We start from the raw sequence: 18,553 nt of genomic DNA on the forward strand, positions 1-18,553 counted from the left end.
TTACGCGGAGACAAACAGGCCGGTGATCTGGTAACCCATCAGGAGGAAACCGGCACTCATCATGGCGACGTTGGCGGTATAGGCGTGGCGCCAGAAACTGCCGGTGCGACGCCAATACCCCATCAGAATGAGGATCGCGCTGAGGGCCAGCAATTGGCCGATCTCGACACCAACGTTGAAGGCGATCAGGTTCGGAATCAGGCCATCAGGAGAGATCTCGTACTCCTGAATCTTGGTGGCCAGACCGAAACCATGGAGCAGGCCGAAGATCAGCGTGGCCACTTTGGTGTTGGGTTGGAAACCGAACCAGCGCTGGAATGCGCCCAGGTTGTCGAGCGCCTTGTACACCACCGAGAAGCCGATGATGGCGTCGATGATGTACGAGCTGATGCTGACCTCTGTAAGTACGCCAAGCAGCAGCGTGACCGAATGGCCTACAGCGAACAGCGTGACATACAGCCCCACGTCTTTCAGGCGATAGAGGAAGAAGATCACCCCGAACAGAAACAGCAGGTGATCGTACCCGGTCATCATGTGCTTGGCGCCCATGTAAATGAAGGGCAGCAACATGACGCCGGAGCTTTCCTGGATGAAGCCTTTGTCACCTTCCGCGACGGCGTGAGCCATCGCCTCGGGCATTCCCAGGAAAAGTGCAGCGACAAGTAAAAACAACAGCAATACGGGGCGGTGCAAAGGCGCAGTAAACGCGCCGACGCCGCTCATCGAGTACGAATGCATATATCAATCCTACGTTGCAGAGATCGAAGGCCGCAGTGCGGCCAAGGTCAAGATGCGAACGAGGGACGGGGTGGGCGCTCGATTAAGAATATCGGCGGCAGGGGAACAGAGTGTCGAAGCGCATCGACCCGGATGGATAGCATTGGGGATGTCGCCAGCATCAACGCCGCTGTGAGTTGCGGTGTTTCGTGCTGGTGATCAGGGGTCAATGGCGAATGGTAGTGATCTGAAAGACTCGAATCGCTGGATGAAGCCTCTTCGCCGTGGGAGTGATGGGCGTCTTGCGTGATCTCCCAGGCTGGCTGTTTCGACGCCACTGATAACGAATAGGTATGCCCGGCCCAAGCCACCAACATGGCGAGAGCAAGCGCGATTACCACCGTAGTTGTCAGTGTTCTGCTGAACATGGCGTTAGGGTTTCAACTCGGTTTATAGGGCTTTTTACGCGTTTGACCGCATCCCCCTAGGGGGGATAGGATGCCAGCGTAATTCATTGAGGCCTGAGGCTCAAGTCATGAGTGAGCACCAACACGAACACAGCCATCCCCACACCCACCAAAGTCATGAGGCGATCATCAAACGTCTCAAACGGGCGGATGGGCATTTACGCGGCATCATCACCATGATCGAAGAGGGTCGTGAGTGCGTGGACATCGCCCAGCAGCTGCATGCGGTTGAAAAAGCAGTGTGCCAGGCAAAACGTACGCTCATCCAGGATCACATTGATCACTGCCTGGAGGACACCGTTTCGGCGCTAGGCAATGGCGAGCGCGCACCACTGGAAGCTTTCAAGCAAATCACCAAGTACCTCTAGGTCTGTCATGCCCAATTTTGCTGAACTGCTGCAACAAGGCGGGGCTCACGCCTGGCTGTATTTCCCGAGCGCGATCCTGCTCGGCGCCTTGCATGGCCTGGAGCCGGGACATTCCAAAACCATGATGGCGGCCTTCATCGTGGCCATCCGTGGCTCGGTCAAACAGGCTGTTTTGTTAGGTTTGGCCGCGACGTTGTCGCATACCGCAGTGGTGTGGTTGGTCGCCATCGGCGGCATGTACCTGGGCAAAGGCCTGGATGCGCAAACCACTGAGCCGTACTTCCAGCTTGCCTCTTCTGCACTGATTATCGTGATTGCGCTATGGATGCTCTGGCGTACTTGGCGCGGCGAGCAGATGTTCAAGTTCGAGCAAGGTGATGATCATCACCACGCCGAGCACGACCATGGTCATCATGATGAGACCCATCGAATCGATACCGGCCATGGCCGCATCGAGCTGTCGATCTTCGAGGAAGGCATGCCGCCGCACTGGCGCGTGAAGACACTCACCGGACACTCCTGGGCAGCCACAGATGTTCGCCTGATGACTACTCGTCCGGACGGTAGCAGCCAATCGTTCTCTTTCGTTGAGCGCGACGGCTTCTTGGAGTCGACGGTCGATATTCCGGAACCACATGAGTTCAGTGCTCGCTTGAGTCTTGGGCATGCAGGTCACTCCCATGATTACGATCTCCAGTATCAGGAACACGATCACGGGCATGCTCATTCCGAATTGGAAGGCTTAGAGTTGTCGATTGATGGCTACCAGGATGCGCATGAACGTGCGCATGCCAACGATATCCGCAAGCGCTTCACCAATCGCGAGGTCACCACGGGCCAGATCGTTATGTTCGGCCTGACTGGCGGTCTGATTCCTTGCCCGGCAGCCATTACCGTTCTGTTGCTATGTCTTCAGGTTAAAGAAGTCGCGCTGGGAGGCATGCTTGTCCTATGTTTCAGCATCGGATTGGCGCTCACCTTGGTCACTGTAGGTGCTGCGGCGGCAATTGGTGCTAAGCAGGCCTCCAACCGTTGGCCTTGGCTGGGCACCGTGGCTCGTCGTGCTCCGTACCTGTCCAGCGTGCTGATCATTGGTGTTGGTCTGTACGTGGGTTTCCATGGCTGGATCGGCCTGAACCCTTGAGGCAAGTCTTTCGTGTTTGAACTCACGAGCTACATTGGTCTGTTCGTGGCGGCATTCGGTGCCGCCACGTTATTGCCAATGCAGTCTGAAGCCGTACTGGTCGGGATGTTGCTCTCCGACCGGTACGTTGTTTCTACGCTATTGGCGGTCGCCACTGTTGGCAACGTGCTTGGCTCGGCAATGAACTGGCTTCTGGGCCGTTCCGTTGAGCGATTTCGCCACAAGCGATGGTTCCCGGTGAGCGAGGGTAAGCTCGAAAAAGCCCAGCAGTTCTATCTGCGCTACGGGCGCTGGTCACTGTTGCTGAGCTGGGTGCCCATCATTGGCGATCCGCTGACGGTCGTTGCTGGCGTAATGCGCGAGCCGTTTTGGAGTTTTCTGCTGATCGTAACCTTGGCCAAGGGCGCGCGTTATCTCGTGCTGACCGGAGCCACTCTGGGATGGGCATGATGACTGCTCATACGCCTGTGCATTCCCCGCTAAAAAGTCGAAGCAGTAGCTTGGATCTGATCAAGTGGCTGGCGATGCTGACGATGGTTATCGACCACCTACGGTTGGTGTGGCCCGAGATGAGCAACCTGTTCATTCCGGGGAGACTTTCCTTTCCGCTTTTCTGTGTCGCCATTGCGGCCAACGTAGCGCGCTCGAAACCGGGTGAGCTGCTGACGGCGGCGAACGGGCGTTACCTTGCGTTGATGCTGGTGTTTGCCGCCATTTCAGAAGTGCCTTATCGCTACATCACCACCTCGGGATCATTCAACGTGTTGGTGACGCTGGCATTGGGACTGGTGATTGCTTGGGGATGGCAACATCGCACCCTGTCGAGCAGCGCTATGGCGCTGATGGCCGCCGCGATTGCCTACGTGCTGGATGATCTACTGATGTACGGTTTCTACGGTGCACTTGTTCCAGCGGCTGTCTTAATAGCAATTAAAGGCCCCGGTGTTCTTTGGCTGCTGCCAGCGGCTCTCTGCCTATTGAGCAATACTCGGAGTAGCATCGTAACCAGGGCGCTGGACTTGGAAGTGTATTCATTGGTGGCCTTGAGCACGGCGTTCGCCGCTCCCCTGATCGGATTTTGGCTATTGCGTCAGACCTTTACCTTCAACGTCTGGCCGGTGCGGCAATGGGGCTACTGGTTCTATCCGGGGCACCTTGCCGCACTGCAAGCGCTACGGTTTCTGATTTGAAGGCTGACCAACCAGCCTTAGCAAATCTTAAGAGCTTACGATCATTTGTTGGGCCATCGCCGATGCTGATCGTCGATCACGTATGGATGTTCGTGACCCGCACCATCCTGACCGTGGATGTGCGTGTGATCGCCCGGTAGATTCTCGTGGGTATGCTTGATCGACTCTTGGTCATGGGTTGGTTGGACGCTAAATCACGATACTGACCGCCAGTGCACCACCTGCCACCGCATCCGCGAGGATGAACAGGAGCGAAGGTAAAAAGGTGAAGCAACATGAGAGAGTTGAGAGCGGCGGCCCGGCTGTCATTCCGCCTATGCTGTTAGGGCCAGGCTCGGGAGTTGTCTACCCCGCTTCACAGGACACGGTGGAGGCTACTATGACCCGTAAAGTTAAGCAGAAATCACATGCTCGACGAGGCCACTCGAAACTCGAAACGCAAAGAACCATCTATCAAATCAAGCTATCGGGTTGGGATTTGACCTGGTCATTAAGCCTGGCTCTGCCCGATAATTTGAGGGCTAACGATGGTCATTACGATGAGCATATGGTCCTAACACTGAGGGGGGAGGTGCTTTATCCGGAGAGTTTCAAATACCCAGAGGTTGAGTGTCAGTTCTACGCGGATCCCCTATTGATGCAGGATATAGCCCCGCCCAAAGGAATAGGGTCTATGACGGCGAGCGGGACCCGGTTGATTGTTTACATAGCCGTGCCGCGAGAGCGGATTGACGCCCTGGTCGGTGCGGCCGACCGACTACTGGCCTTAGAGTTGAACGCCATTCCTTTGCATTACCGACGTGCGCTGGTGATGTCGATCCATTTGGGTACAGAGCCTGAGCCCGATTGGTGATCACATTGCCGAATTGAATGCGCATCTATGCGCGCTGATCGCGAACATCACTAAACTGACGCCGCATTCGACTCCAGTACCCATGGCAACAAAAAAGCATCCGCACGCGTTTGAGATGCACTTAGGGGGGGCGACGGTTGTGGGTACGTCAAACGACCAAAGCGCTAGCCCCCGGCGTCTCCTCTACGGAATTATACGAAATCGGATTGCCGTCTTGATGAGCGAGGAGGCACAACGGTTCCTCTGTACACAGTTAGTAGTGTTATCAAAGGCAATCTGAGCTATTCAGCAGGCCGTGGGTCTGGGGCCCTGTCTTTCACTACCGTCATGCAGGTCAATCAGGAACCTTTACGCGTCGTACTTCCTTACCTTCGAGAAGAAGGTTCCACCACTCATAAGCTATCGGATTTGTGAAATTAGCCTTTTGCAACACCGAATATTACGTCAAAATTAAAAAAAACTACGTGAAAAAATGACGTAGAAAAAGGTAAAATGTTGAATCTATGACATAGCTGCATCTCAAAACCTGTGGGAAACGATGAAGCCAATCGATGCCAATTACTGCTATTCCTTTCCCGCAGTGCGGGGAGTACAGGCTGGTCGCCCTTTTTATATTGCGACTTGCCCGATGCGGATCATTCCGAAAATTTTTAGCTTCGATGAGACTGAGGTTCCACCTGAGCTAAGGGCCCAGCGCACACTGAACAAGACTCGAATACCTGAGATGGTTCGATATCTTCTCGATAATCCTGATGACTATGTTTTTTCAGCCCTTACCGCATCTATAGCTGTAGAAATCGCGTTTGAGGAGTATCCGGAATCCCAAAACCTGGGAACTCTTCGCGTGCCTATGGATGCTCAAATTTTAATCAACGACGGACAACACCGTCGTAAAGCAATTGAACAAGCTCTTCAAGAGCGTCCTGAACTTGGACAAGACAACATTCCGGTACTTTTCTTTGTAGATGAAGGTTTGCAACGCAGCCAGCAAATGTTTGCAGATTTGAACAAACATGCAATTAAACCTAGTCCCTCATTGGCAACGCTCTATGATCACCGCGATCCATCGTCGGAGTTAGCTCGCTTTCTTGCGAAGACAACTGAGCCGTTTGTTGGTCTTACAGAAATGGAGCGGTCAAGCGTTTCCGCGCTGTCTAGTAAACTATTTACTTTGAGCAGTATAAAACAGGCGACACGTTCACTTTTGGGAAAAGGGCCAAAAGACGGGTACAGTGAAGATGAAGCAATACTCGCTACAAAGTTCTGGAAAACCTTGTGTGCTCATATGCCCGATTGGCAAATGGCCATGCGTAAAGATGTCTCACCAGCACATCTTAGACAAGAATATGTACATGCCCACGCGGTAGGTCTGCACGCTTTGGGTTTGTTGGGTCGCAGTTTAATTAGTAGCAACCCTGGCACATGGGAAGTTGATTTAGCCGAGATACGGAACGTTGATTGGCGTAAGACCAACCCTGAATGGTTACGCCGCACAATGACGCATGGAAAGCTGAGCAAATCAACTTCAGCCATTCGCCTTACCTGCAATGCACTCAAAAATGCATTATCTCTCCCGCTTTCAACAGAAGAGATAATGCTTGAAGAACAGGTTTTAAAAAATGAATAAGTTGGCTTTTGCTTACGACTTGGCGGACTACGAAGATTTTATAAATCAAGAAGAGTTTGCCGGGAAACCACTTGCAGAATCTATTAGCGAAGTTCAGCGAATGTATTGCATGGACTCTAGGCCATGGATCATTGGCTATAGTGGCGGTAAAGACTCCTCTGCGGTAGTGACACTAGTCTATCTTGCTCTGCTCGGACTACCAATTGATCTACGCACTAAACATGTTTTCATTATTACATCTGATACCCTTGTTGAAACGCCAGTCGTTGTGGACTTGATAAAAAGTAGTATGTTGCTTATTGAACAATCAGCTAAAAGAGATCAGCTGCCAATATCTCAGCATACTGTGAGTCCAGAGTCTGACGATACTTTTTGGGTGAACCTTTTGGGCAAAGGCTATCCTGCGCCAAGCCGTAGTTTTCGGTGGTGTACGGAGCGGATGAAAATTGATCCGGTAAGTGACTTTATCCGTGAAAAGATAAGCCAATTTGATGAAGTTATAGTCCTTCTCGGAGCGCGAAGCGATGAGAGCGCGTCAAGGGCTCAGGTAATAGCAAAGCATAAAATTGACGGCTCTAGGCTAGCGCGACATACGACTTTGGCGAATGCCTTTATCTATACTCCTATCGACTGCTGGAATACGGAGGAGGTTTGGAAGCTCCTCCGTGGTGCCTTTCGCTATTCAGCGCAAGATATTGACGAATGGGAAACGCCATGGGGTGGCAACAACCGCCCACTGTGGACGCTATACATGCACTCCTCGGGTCAGGGTGAATGTCCGTTGGTTATCGACGAGAGTACTCCTTCCTGTGGAAACTCTCGCTTTGGGTGCTGGACTTGTACGGTAGTAACTAAAGATCGAGCCATGGAGAATCTTATTCAAAATGGTGAGGATTGGATGCTGCCATTGTTGAAGTTCCGAGATGTGCTAGCGAAAACTACCGAGCCGGAACAGAAAGATACGTATCGTAATTATAAGCGACGAAATGGCAAAGTTTCTTATCAATACGCTAAAGAAGGGGACGATTTAGCCTCCGAGCGCAAGCACATCCCTGGCCCCTACTGGTTAAAATATAGAAAGCAATGGCTAAAAGAGCTGTTAGCTCTTGAAAAAAAACTAAATGATGATGGTCATGTAATCAGTCTGATTACTGAGCCGGAATTGCATGCAATTCGTCAGCAATGGTTGAGAGATCCAAACGAGCCAGATTGGACAGATGAACTGCCTGAAATTTATCGAAGTGTATATGGGCGAAATCTAGATTGGGTCATTGATGATCAATCTCGTTTCGATACTTATGACGCCGAACTGCTCAGCGACGTGTCCAATAAGTTCGATACCAGCAGTGAAATGGTTATGAAGCTTATTGAACTTGAAGTTTCGATGGAAGGGTTAAGCCGGCGCCATGGAATTTTCGACAAAATAGACAGTATTCTTAAAAAAGACTGGGGTTCTCTTGAGCAGATCGAAGAAAACCAGGTACTTCTTCAGAAGCGCCATCAAAAGGATATTCACGCATTGGATATAAATGATATCGAAAACGAAATCAAAAATATTCAAGATCAGCTAGCGAAAGCAGATTTACACGCGGCTGCGGACTCTAGGGCAATTTGATATGATAATTAAATATTTAACCCTTGAAAATTTTAGAGTATTTCAAGGGGTTCATGAAATTGATCTAGAACCTAGAAGCAGTGCAACTGACTCCAAACCTATTGTATTGTTCGGAGGGCTTAACGGAGCAGGAAAAACCTCAATACTTACAGCCATACGGCTCGCTTTATACGGGAGAATGGCTTTTGAAGGTATGCATCAAAATCAAGACTACGTTGATAAGCTGAACTCTTTTGTACATAACGGAAATGGTTCAATAGAGCAACCACAGCATGCGTCGATTTCATTAGTTTTTACCTACAATAAAGATGGCGAGCAATCGATTTTCAAAGTGATCCGCAAGTGGAACAGAGGAGAGAAAGACAGCCTCATCTTGTCTCAAGATAACAAGATATTAAGCGAGTTGAACTACGAGCAGTGCCAAGGTTTCTTAAATGAGCTAATACCTAACGGCATTGCTGATCTGTTTTTTTTCGATGGGGAAAAAATCGCATCCTTAGCTGAGGACGAATCCGGTCGCGTTTTACAAACAGCCGTACGCCGCTTGCTAGGGCTAGACCTAATTTCAAAATTGAGAAGCGATCTCTCGATATATTTAAAGCGCCAAACTACAGAAACTTCCGCTATTGAGCACCAAGATAAAATCAGAGAATTGGAGGAAGAAAGTATTAGGTTTGGTCAGAGTGCCGAAAACTTCAGATATGCCGCAGATTTGGCAAAAATTTCACTGGAGATTATTTCAAATGATATTAGAAAACAAGAAAGCCTCCTAGCCACACAAGGAGGTGCTTTTGCTTCGAGTAAGGCCCAAGAACAAGTGCGTGTGGACGAGCTGCTAAAAGAAAAGACACAGCACGAGAGGATAATACGCCATGAATTGGAGGGGACTTTACCATTTGCCTTGGCCCCAACCGCACTAAGTGGATTACTCAAACAATTAGACACGGAATCGGATGTAAAAAAGCGTACTATTTTTTCTACAGAACTACGCTCTTTCATTAATGGACTAAAAAAAAACCCAGAAATAAATTCTCTTTCAGCAAAGTCGGCTTTAATGGAAGTCGTAGAAAATGAATTTACACGGTACTTGAGCAGTCAGCCCGAAGGGCAGGTGTTACTCGATATTTCGGAGCGCGAACTAGGTGTCCTTCATAGAACAGTCAACACTGAAAGTAAAAATTCCTGGCAACGTTTTAACGACGCCCGTACTGCACTGGAACAGACAGAGCATGCGTTGGAGCAAGCTTCCAGCAATATTCAGCGTGCACCTGACGATGAACAGCTTGTTGGCGCTATTCAACATATCCGTGAACTTGATAAAAAATATCAAAAAGCGTTGATTGAATATAAAGACCTGCTTGTGAAATCTCGTAAGGCTTTATTGGATCAATTGGATTGTGCCAAGAAGCTACAGAAACTGCACGATAAGGGAAGGTCGCAGCACAATTCCACCACTGCCGTTGACAATGCCGAACGCACTTTAAGTCTTTTGGATAGTTATGCAGTAGAACTGACGGCAGCAAGAGTAAAGAAACTTGAGAAAATGTTTGTAGCGGCCTATCAGCGATTGGCTCGTAAGGACGATCTTCGGATCAGCGCACGAATTAATCCGTCTACCTTTGATGTCGAGCTGATAGATGATGAGGGTGCTACCGTAAATCGAAGTTCTTTATCGGCGGGCGAAAAACAAATTTACGCAGTGGCAATTTTAGATGCGCTTGCCAAGACATCCGGTCGTCAGCTACCTGTTATTATCGATACTCCTCTTGGGCGTCTAGATTCCCATCATAGAGACAATCTTATCGAAAATTATTTCCCGTCAGCGAGCCATCAAGTTGTACTGCTATCTACCGATACGGAAGTAACAAAAAAATACTATGTAGATAAACTTTCAAAGTATACGTCGCATAGTTATCAAATTAATTTTGATGGTGTTACGAAGTCTGCTCGATTAAGCCCAGGTTACTTTTGGCCTAGCGCTACTTCGGAGGTGATATAATGTTGCCGAATAGAATGCAGCTAAACGGCGAGACTGAAGAGCAGCTGAAACGACTCAAAGGATATACCAGCATTACGCCGAATGTGGCGGCGAGGCTGGCGTTCTTCCGTTCCATAGAAACCGATTTTCGGTACGAACCCGATGATCAAAAACTTGATGGCTCACTCGTGTTAGATAAGGTCACATGGCTAGGTGATACAGCCTTGGTGACCGAACTTCTGCTGCAACTGCGCTATCCGAACTTTGATCAGAAGCTTCTAGTCAAAGCATGGGCCGCGCACGTCAGCGATGGAATATCAGCTCTTCGAACTCACCGAAACTTGAAGAGCTTAGCCAGCGCACTTTAACTAGCGAGCCAGAGTAGAATTGTCTAGGTTTTGGTGGCTTAACCTACCACCAAAACCATAACTGACGGGCCGATTTGTTATTTAGCTATTCACTAGCAGAGAGATGATTCAGCTGCCAGAAGGCCATATCCTTCATCTTTAATACTTTCTTATCTCCGTCTATGTACAAGCTATAATGTTTATCTAACTTGCGAGTCACTTCCATCAGCTTTTCTTGCTCTTGCCGATCATCCTTGTTAAATATAGCCCTTATATCACTGGTCCTTATTTCTGCGACCCTATGGATAACCCAGGTAAGAATGTATGAAGCGTAATTGTTATCACCAGTTTTGAAGTGTGTTAACTCTTGGGTCGAGAGTATCAATCCAACACCATATTCGCGACCTTCTTTTAAGATTTTCCGCAGGCTTTGAAAGTCTTCTTTCATAAAATTATCAGCCTCATCTACTAAAATCATCTTAGTAATTTGGCGATGATCCCCACAAACGGTGGGCTTTCCAAATTTTTGCATCTGTGAGTAGAACAAATCAAGGGTTAGCGCTACTACAAGATTTTGAATTTGAGGTGTGTAACCAGCCAGTTCGATTACGACGACACCATCCAACAAATCATATAATGATCCCGCACGATCCGATACGGGCTCGAATATTTCATATGAAGCCAAGCTATCAAGTGCCGCATAAAGGGAGTCTTGTTCAACTTTATCAGAGGATAAAAACAGTTCCCACACATCGGCTATTGTTGGGGCAGAGTTAGACCAGGAGTTGGAATCTGAAACACTAATTCCTTTCTGTTCGTATGCATCTAAAATTAGTCTTTTTAATCTTAATTGCTGCTTCTGGCCAAGACCAAAAGCTTTCGCCATGGTCTCAGAGAAACCAGTGGCAGTATGGACTGGCAGCTTAGGCATATCTCCATACAGGCTCAAAGGATTATAAGGAAGCCTATCTAACTTAAAAGTTTTAGCATTATTAGCATCAATAAAAAATTGATCTACGTAGTCTGACTTATAATCAAAAATAAGCATGCCAATACTAGCACCATTGACATTGGAACGCTGGTTGGCGATAAGTTGGGTAACAATAGACTTTGTAAATTGAGTTTTACCAGTTCCCATCGTTCCAATGATACCGGTATTAGTATTCATAAATTTAGCGGTGTTGGTAGGTTCCCAATATACGGGGTTCTGACGAAGTACATCGTGACCAAATAATACCTTTAAATCAACTTCCTCAACTTTTGAGGTTTTGTTAGAAATCGTCGAACTGACCGCCGCGGTTTCAGTCGCCGGTGTTGTTGAGATTACGGCATCATCTTTAACTGAAGTGACTGCGTAGTTTTGATTTTTGAATGCTTTTAGCAAGTATTCTGGTGGAATATTAAATTTATCAATAAGATTTTTTAATGCGATTGGACTATCGGCCCTAATTAGGGCAGGCAGCAGAGCATACGGTAACTCAACTTCTAAAATATTAGTAGAGGTTCGAGTATACTTTGGTTCAAAACAGCTATCACTATCGATGTGTGCTAATACAATACCATCAATGTAATCAGGAAGATCGTCAATCTTGTAATCTCCCTTTAGCCACCATTCACGTCGACTGAGAAGTGAGTCCATGTTTTTATCGATCAGCACATTATATAGCTTGAACTTTTCAACCTGAATTAAAATTTGTCGAATAAAAAGCGCTCGATACAGTCGGGAGGCTAACGTATGTGGGCCAAGCACTTCATCCTGCAAATATCTTTTTAGCTCTTTCGCCTGTAGGCCTGCGTATGCAAAATTAGGCCTGGCTCCAGTTTTTACCTCTAGTGGTAACAGAAATAGAGAGTCATTTTTGAATCCGACAAAAAGCACATCGTCTGAAATAGCACCACTTTTATACCCCTGTAGATGCCTCGAAAAATCGCTTTCGGTCATTTTCAAACCAACATTGCCAGAAACTCTAATCATCTCTGCTACGGATAGAGGGACCCAGCAGATATCTGACTGACTTAACATGGCGTTAACAAACTTGTAAGCGCCGATGATGCCATGTTTTTCTTTACGGTCCTTGGCATTGGAGGTCATCATTTTCAACAACCACTCGCCATTGAATGCGTTAAACTCTGCCAAGAGACGGTCATCTCCGACATTGTTGTCCGCTTTGAGCAAGCGTTGAAACAAGTCGACCTGTTTGGTTACGGTTATTGCGTCATATCCTGCGCTGCTTGTATATTGATCAGAATAATGAATTAAAACTACATCTTTTTGACTGGTAAAAAAGTCAAGAGTCACTTTCGGATCAATTATCGTAGTCCACAAAGCACTATCATAGGAACGCGTTAGAAGCTTTTTAAAATTCGCGCTAACAGCCAATCCAATTCCGTTACCGAGATATTGTGCGTTTGGCTGTCGCGAAGCCTGCCATAAAGATCCAATTAGGTTAGAAATCCTTAGCGACTGGACTTGGGTGTAATCTACATTTCTTAAACCAAACGCGGTGAAGTACGCATCACCCATAGTTTCAGCAGCTTCCCCGCTAATTAATCCCTGACATAACACTCCACTTAGTGCTTTTTCAATTTTCACTGCATGACATTCAACTGGAACATTATTACTGAAAAACGAAAGATGAGCGTAATGTAAAGATTCTTCGTCTTTAGGGAATGTGAATTTACTGTAAGTCAAACGACTGCGCAGCTGATCAATTAATGTATCCGCATCGGCTCTTAAAGCATTGGTACTCAAACCAAGCCACTGCTTAGCCTCTTCATAGGTGCCGATCTCTGAGAACCGATCAAAATCATTTTCTACAAGATTCTCATCGTAGAAATTTACGTGAACTGATCCTATTGGTCCTTTTTCCGATCTGAAGTGATCCAGAAGCCCTAAGAATAATTCTTCAGCCCTAGCTTGGTTGATTGCATTAACGATTAGAGAACTGTTTACGCCGGATGTAAAAAGACGTGAGTATGCATTAGCGAATTCAGCCAATTTATCCTTAACTAGACGTCTTACGTAGCTGTGGCTTACCTTTCTTTGCGGTATAAGATCCAGCCAAAATTTATTTTCCTTTACCGGGACTAAGTTTGCAAAATCGGAATCTGAGTGATAAGTGAATGGAAGTAATCCAGAGGCCACTAGTCTGTCCAATGTAACATCAGGAAGACCGTAAAAAGAATTTGATCCTAGCTCTACTCTCTCTGACCGAATTTCACCAACCAGGTGATGGTGGTATGCCAATACTAATGGGTGTATAGGCGCGAAACGTTCTTTTCCATCCAGATTGTGGATTCCGATTTTTAGCAAACTTCGCTGATCTTTGGATAGCACCTGATTAAGTGGAATTGTGCTCAGTGCACTTTCAAAAGCGTCAAGAACGACTTTTACCAAGCGGCAGTAGTTTTCACCCCATGCGACCAGACTAGGCAGCGTTTTCCGCTCTCGATAGTAGCTGTATAAATTCTCATAACTATGGGATAGCGAGGGGTAAGTTGAAGACAGCTCTTCTATGCTTATAGTCGACTCATTGCTAACGTACAATAGATTCTGATCTATTAGGTCAGCTTCATAATCTAATAATTGCTGGCGCGTCCCGACAATGCTGTGCTCGATGTTATCGAGAATAACTTTCTTTTTAAGACGATTATATTCAGCATTTTCATCGTCATTAAGAGACTTTGCAAGTCGTTCTAAATCAAACAGTAGCGGAATATTTACTCCATCCTCAGCGCCTGGCCCCTCCACATTCACAGCTAATCGACAACCGCCACTACACAAATTGAACCTGATCATTTCACTCTGGTTGGCCAGCTGTTCAAAATCAACTAACTGATACTTCTGGCAGTCAACATCTGCTGCATCCTCGCTTAGGTTGTAAACGTTGTCACCTATGGCAGCTAGCTTCAATTGATTCTCTTCAAGTTGAAGAGTGATTTGATTCTTTTGAGGCTCTATACGAAATGCGTTCTTAACCTCTTCTAGATAGAAACATCCTGCTTCTACTATGAGACAACGAAACCTGTATTCTTCCGATCTGTTTTCACGTTTAAGCTCTAAACTGAAAAAACATGGTGTTTGAAAATAGGGTATACAGAGTTTGACCCTAGAGTTTTTTCCTCCTGCTCGGCTGACCTCTATCTCTGTATCTTTAAGTAGTTGTTTGTTGTGAGCAATCCTGATTTGTTTTTTTTCAAGATCATTGCCAACGAAGACCAACTCTAGATCTACGCTATTTTTTCCTGTTGCAGGCTGGATCAATAAACTTATTTCTTTTTGTCCTGCTTTTGTACCACTCTTACTACGTTGCTCTAGAGCAGCATCAGAAACAGAGGCTTTTTCAAATATTAGCTTCTGTGATTTATTTGCTCTTATTTCTTCTAAGTAATCATTAAAAGGAAGCTGCAACCAATCTTTTTTCTCCTCAAAATGCTCCTTAATGAACTTTGGGCTGAATTGCTTTAGCACACCGTCGAGTTGATCGCCAAAGTGCATCAGGCTAAATTCTATTTGCCTACGCAACTCACGGTTTTCATCAAGTCGATTTTTTACTTGAGATGGTTGAATTGACATATTTTCTATGACAGGGTCGTTCAGCAGACCTAACTCGGAAAAATCAAGTACCCCGTCATTCAGAGAGTCAAATAACGGCGAAAAACCGAAAACCGTAGCATCTTCTTCTAGGATCACTGCAAGCTGGTCATCAAGCAAGCATCGTGATAGCGCAGCTTTGCTACTTGATAGGTCAATCAGTTTACTGAGTTCCTTCTCCAGGGTCTTGGGGTGCCAAATGGCACCGGGGGCAGCAAGATCCATCGCGCTGTTGATCAAGGTATCGAGCATACTGTTATGGATAAACAACATCGCGCTGCGCGCGAAAGGTTCGCTCCGGCCAGCGATACAGTCTCTAAGATGGGATATGTAGTTTTCTGTGTATGCTTCGGCGCTGCTGCCATGTAACACTGGGATTAATTGAGTTCCAGCACATTCAATGTATGGAAGCTTTTGACCTTCAAACTCAATTAGATTTGAGCTTGTTCTACTTAGCAACTCGCGATATAAAAATAGAGAGTTATCAGAGTCTGGAGACTTGAACTGATACCTGCAACCAGGCTGAATATCAGAGCTAACCCATTCAAGAAGGCATTTAACCATATACGCTTCATACTGTTTTTCGGACATATACGGCGTCTCCACTGTCACTCATTCGCTCAATATTCCCCATGCGCTCGTAAAAAGATACGAGTACTTGCTGGGATTGATTATCTAAATAAAATCCGCGCCGCTCGAATTCTCGAATCAGCTCATGCAACCTTAGTTTTTCATTTCCGCCAATCGACAGGTTTGTCAATAGAAGCAGCTTGTCTGGATTGAGAACTAAGACTTTTCCAGCCCGCCCCCGAGCCTGGATAAAGTGACCACATATCTGCAACTCTAAGGCGGCGATATAGTTCTTGTTAACCGTGCCTCTGTCAGTCGTTTCATCCTTGAACTGTTCCATTGCCACATACTGAAGTTGGTCAAACGCGGTCTTTACACACTTGCAAGGGGCTCGCGGCGGTAACCTTCTCCGAGAGATGAACGATTGTAAGTATTCATTCAGTGTTTCTAGTAGCTCGGTTTGGTCGGGGTATTCGCAGGCTTCTGAGTACACCTGCCATAATGGGCGTTTTTCGTGACCCTGTTGAAGGACTTCCAAAGCTGACAATATTGGGAAAAGCCATTCGCAAGCGGAAGAGAACATTCGATATCCGTTGTTTCTCACCTTCACACGTTCAGAACTGGCTTTTTCAGAATCAAGTATAAAAAATAAAGGTTTACTTCTAGGTGCGCCATCTTTCCAGTTTTTAACATTCAATGCTAGTTGGGCGCAATAGGTAAATGAATATAGTTTAAGGGTGTTCGACAGCTCATCAAGTAAATACTTGGGATGAGCGGCAAGAAAGCTCATATCATCTTGGAAAGCTTTTGAGATGTACGGTAGATAGGGACATTCTTGGGTAAACTTGTCTGCTACATCGTCAGTTAAATTCTTACTTAGCACTTCCAGCATCGCCGATTCTAAGAAGTTTAAATTTCCAGATAAATTTTCCTCGCATCTATAGCTTTCAAGTAAACCCGAAAATAAGGTTGCCATCCGCCAATTTGGCGCTCCCAGTTCGCTTTTTCCTTTTCCCGAGTACTGTGCTTTGAATAGTAAAAATAGTGGTGATATCTTGAAAATATCTTCGTCTTTGAAATACATTCTCTCTAGGACCTGCCAAAAATCTGGCTCGTCCATCAGCAAGCTGATTTCACTCTTACAGCCATCTTGAAACTGTTGGAAACTGTATTCGCTGATTCGCTTTTTTAACACGTGGCTTAATACTAAGCCAGTGATAACATCCCAATCAAAATCGTTGCCTTTATTTCTCAAGGGTAAATAGCTATCTAGTTTATTTACGTCAGACGCCACGAGCGGCTTTGGAATAGGGTACATTATAATCCACCACTTATTGCAATCATGTCATCGTCCAACTTGGCAACATACGTCTTATTCCCCTCGTAAAATTTAAGGGCGGATTTTGATTTTGCAATTGTCGTGATATGGTCAACAACTTCATCCAACAAGACCACCGCGCTTTTGTCATACTTATTAGGACGATAACCGGAGTTTAGCTTACATATGAGTTCGTAAAAATTTAGGTTGACTTGAATAGGAGGTAGCATTTGATCGAATATTTTCAATCGCGCATTGAAATGTGTATTATTTTCTTTTGTCGCTTTATCTATTGATTCAAAGTCCACTTTTATTTCAATAAATGCGGAGAGCTTTACTGTGCCGAACGTACCGAGGAAAATTTCTTCTTTTGCCATCCTAAGCTCGGGAGCGCGTCTATTTGCGTAGCGCTGTATACCTGCCATAAGCTCATTGGTATAAAATCGCCTAAGCTTTGTCTTTAAATCAACGCTGCCATCATAGTCATTATGTAACTTCCATACTTTTGAGTAACTCGTTAGCAAATCTTCACGAAATTCATCACTATATTTTAGATGATAACAATTACCTATCTTTTCACTGCGAATTAAACTAAATAACCTGATTAGCGACGCAGCTGTTCCACGGGACTCATCCCCTCGAATGAAGAAAATTTTCAGTTCTTTCAGTTCAAGTAAAAATATATCTAACGCCTCGTCGGGCAAGCCAAGTTCGTAGCGTAATACAAACTCATCAAGCGGTTGAGTGTGTATCCTGGCCGGATCGAAGTCTTCAAGTCTTCCAACCAAATCGTTACCATGGCTTTCAAATAAATTATCAAAAATATAGCCAGGGCCTAAAAGTAGATGGTGAAACAGATCTAATAATGCACGTGTTGTGACGAACTGATCTTTAATTAACCGTGCTTTAAATAAATATGTAATTATAACGTCTTGCACGCCATTTAAAGCTAATAGCTTAAAATTAGTGAGCAGTTTCTGATCAGTTCCTCTTTTTTCTTCCTCAGCAGCATAGCAATGAAATGGGTTTTCACTGTCCGAACGAGTCAAGTTTCTCATTAGCTCCTTCGCGAAGGTGGAGCTGGCGTAACCATCTTCCGTAAAATTAAATTTTGGGTACTTTTCAAAATCAAGGAAATATAGGTTGTCTACTGTCTGCCCTTCACTAGCTAGAAAAACATCCATTTTTTTTCGCAGACATTCATGACGCTCGGCACCTTCCTTTGCGTAATTAGCCAACATCCCAATATTGATCCCTACGACAAGAGGCTTAGGATCTCTCAAGCGTATATCGAAAAGTTGATCTAAAGCCTCAATCGCAGATTGGTGGGGTGCGAAGCTATGGGTGGCATCCATATGAAATGAGTACTTTCCTCTGTACTCATTATAGTAGCGGGTTAGAATTTCTGACTTCCCGTCACCGCTGCTTCCGCATAGAAAGATAATTTCATTGTTTTTAAGTGAGCCGAGCAAGTCAGCGAAATCACTTTCAATTTGCTGTTTCACGTAAAGCTTTTCTTTCAACACATCAAAGCAGTCGTCCTGCCTTTCACTCACTGTACTAACTGAAAATGGAGAGGACTTCGCGAGAACACTCAACGCTTTTCGTAAGGTCATTGTTGTCATCAGCGGCTCTTGCTCCTTGAACTATAATTTCTCGAAAGCCGAAAGGGCATAATTTGCGTCTGCTAGCAGAGCTAAGCATTTCCGCGCTCCTGTCTTCCAATCATAGCAATTTGCCAACCGCTGGTGGTCTCGCATTTCCG

General features: G+C 46.0%; 13 protein-coding genes. 9 read left to right on the top strand and 4 right to left on the bottom strand.

Going from position 1 to position 18,553, the window contains the following annotated elements; all coding sequences use genetic code 11:
- Window positions 1-738, bottom strand: coding sequence for a HupE/UreJ family protein (locus IAI51_RS19735; protein ID WP_187679971.1), 738 nt, complete (start codon window positions 736-738; stop codon window positions 1-3).
- 514 nt (window positions 739-1,252) lie between these two features.
- Between IAI51_RS19735 and IAI51_RS19740 the strand changes: the two genes are divergently transcribed.
- From IAI51_RS19740 to dndE, 9 genes are all read left to right on the top strand, one after another.
- On the top strand, window positions 1,253-1,552 hold the full coding sequence (locus tag IAI51_RS19740; RefSeq protein ID WP_187679972.1) for a metal-sensing transcriptional repressor: 300 nt from the start codon (window positions 1,253-1,255) through the stop codon (window positions 1,550-1,552).
- Between the two features lie 7 nt (window positions 1,553-1,559).
- Complete coding sequence (locus tag IAI51_RS19745) at window positions 1,560-2,696, top strand: nickel/cobalt efflux protein RcnA (RefSeq protein ID WP_187679973.1); 1,137 nt, start codon at window positions 1,560-1,562, stop codon at window positions 2,694-2,696.
- A gap of 12 nt (window positions 2,697-2,708) precedes the next feature.
- Complete coding sequence (locus tag IAI51_RS19750) at window positions 2,709-3,146, top strand: YqaA family protein (protein WP_187679974.1); 438 nt, start codon at window positions 2,709-2,711, stop codon at window positions 3,144-3,146.
- Window positions 3,143-3,886 (top strand): TraX family protein, encoded by a 744-nt coding sequence (locus IAI51_RS19755; RefSeq protein WP_187679995.1) that lies wholly within the window; start codon window positions 3,143-3,145, stop codon window positions 3,884-3,886. Before IAI51_RS19750 ends, IAI51_RS19755 begins: the two co-directional genes overlap by 4 nt.
- Before the next feature lie 379 nt (window positions 3,887-4,265).
- Window positions 4,266-4,739 (top strand): hypothetical protein, encoded by a 474-nt coding sequence (locus IAI51_RS19760; protein ID WP_187679975.1) that lies wholly within the window; start codon window positions 4,266-4,268, stop codon window positions 4,737-4,739.
- 538 nt (window positions 4,740-5,277) lie between these two features.
- A complete protein-coding gene (dndB, locus tag IAI51_RS19765; RefSeq protein ID WP_187679976.1) occupies window positions 5,278-6,366 on the top strand; it encodes a DNA sulfur modification protein DndB in 1,089 nt (362 codons plus the stop codon).
- Window positions 6,359-7,981, top strand: a complete 1,623-nt coding sequence (gene dndC, locus IAI51_RS19770) for a DNA phosphorothioation system sulfurtransferase DndC (protein WP_187679977.1) — start codon at window positions 6,359-6,361, stop codon at window positions 7,979-7,981. Before dndB ends, dndC begins: the two co-directional genes overlap by 8 nt.
- 1 nt (window position 7,982) lies before the next feature.
- Window positions 7,983-9,980 carry a DNA sulfur modification protein DndD gene (dndD, locus tag IAI51_RS19775; protein ID WP_187679978.1) on the top strand — a complete coding sequence of 666 codons (1,998 nt, stop codon included), beginning with the start codon at window positions 7,983-7,985 and terminating at the stop codon, window positions 9,978-9,980.
- The gene (gene dndE / locus IAI51_RS19780) at window positions 9,980-10,327 is read left to right on the top strand and encodes a DNA sulfur modification protein DndE (RefSeq protein ID WP_187679979.1); all 348 of its coding nucleotides are present in this window, start codon (window positions 9,980-9,982) and stop codon (window positions 10,325-10,327) included. Before dndD ends, dndE begins: the two co-directional genes overlap by 1 nt.
- Window positions 10,328-10,412: 85 nt before the next feature.
- Here dndE and dptH read toward each other — a convergent pair whose 3' ends face one another.
- The 3 genes from dptH to dptF are packed head-to-tail and all read right to left on the bottom strand — an operon-like array spanning window position 10,413 to window position 18,413.
- A complete protein-coding gene (dptH, locus tag IAI51_RS19785) occupies window positions 10,413-15,491 on the bottom strand; it encodes a DNA phosphorothioation-dependent restriction protein DptH (RefSeq protein WP_187679980.1) in 5,079 nt (1,692 codons plus the stop codon).
- Entirely contained in the window at window positions 15,472-16,788 is a 1,317-nt protein-coding gene (gene dptG / locus IAI51_RS19790) for a DNA phosphorothioation-dependent restriction protein DptG (RefSeq protein WP_187679981.1), read from the bottom strand. The genes dptH and dptG overlap by 20 nt, the downstream gene beginning before the upstream one ends.
- Window positions 16,788-18,413, bottom strand: coding sequence for a DNA phosphorothioation-dependent restriction protein DptF (dptF, locus tag IAI51_RS19795; RefSeq protein WP_187679982.1), 1,626 nt, complete (start codon window positions 18,411-18,413; stop codon window positions 16,788-16,790). The genes dptG and dptF overlap by 1 nt, the downstream gene beginning before the upstream one ends.
- Window positions 18,414-18,553: the final 140 nt, after the last annotated feature.

Origin of the sequence: Pseudomonas sp. N40(2020) (assembly GCF_014472415.1) — a bacterium.
Lineage (GTDB): Bacteria > Pseudomonadota > Gammaproteobacteria > Pseudomonadales > Pseudomonadaceae > Aquipseudomonas.

What these genes read in the sequence shown, in the direction of transcription:
- IAI51_RS19735 (WP_187679971.1), bottom strand. Translation starts at nt 738, where the DNA reads ATGCATTCGTACTCGATGAGCGGCGTCGGCGCGTTTACTGCGCCTTTG.
- IAI51_RS19740 (WP_187679972.1), top strand. Translation starts at nt 1,253, where the DNA reads ATGAGTGAGCACCAACACGAACACAGCCATCCCCACACCCACCAAAGT.
- IAI51_RS19745 (WP_187679973.1), top strand. Translation starts at nt 1,560, where the DNA reads ATGCCCAATTTTGCTGAACTGCTGCAACAAGGCGGGGCTCACGCCTGG.
- IAI51_RS19755 (WP_187679995.1), top strand. Translation starts at nt 3,143, where the DNA reads ATGATGACTGCTCATACGCCTGTGCATTCCCCGCTAAAAAGTCGAAGC.
- IAI51_RS19760 (WP_187679975.1), top strand. Translation starts at nt 4,266, where the DNA reads ATGACCCGTAAAGTTAAGCAGAAATCACATGCTCGACGAGGCCACTCG.
- dndB (WP_187679976.1), top strand. Translation starts at nt 5,278, where the DNA reads ATGAAGCCAATCGATGCCAATTACTGCTATTCCTTTCCCGCAGTGCGG.
- dndC (WP_187679977.1), top strand. Translation starts at nt 6,359, where the DNA reads ATGAATAAGTTGGCTTTTGCTTACGACTTGGCGGACTACGAAGATTTT.
- dndD (WP_187679978.1), top strand. Translation starts at nt 7,983, where the DNA reads ATGATAATTAAATATTTAACCCTTGAAAATTTTAGAGTATTTCAAGGG.
- dndE (WP_187679979.1), top strand. Translation starts at nt 9,980, where the DNA reads ATGTTGCCGAATAGAATGCAGCTAAACGGCGAGACTGAAGAGCAGCTG.
- dptH (WP_187679980.1), bottom strand. Translation starts at nt 15,491, where the DNA reads ATGTCCGAAAAACAGTATGAAGCGTATATGGTTAAATGCCTTCTTGAA.
- dptG (WP_187679981.1), bottom strand. Translation starts at nt 16,788, where the DNA reads ATGTACCCTATTCCAAAGCCGCTCGTGGCGTCTGACGTAAATAAACTA.
- dptF (WP_187679982.1), bottom strand. Translation starts at nt 18,413, where the DNA reads ATGACAACAATGACCTTACGAAAAGCGTTGAGTGTTCTCGCGAAGTCC.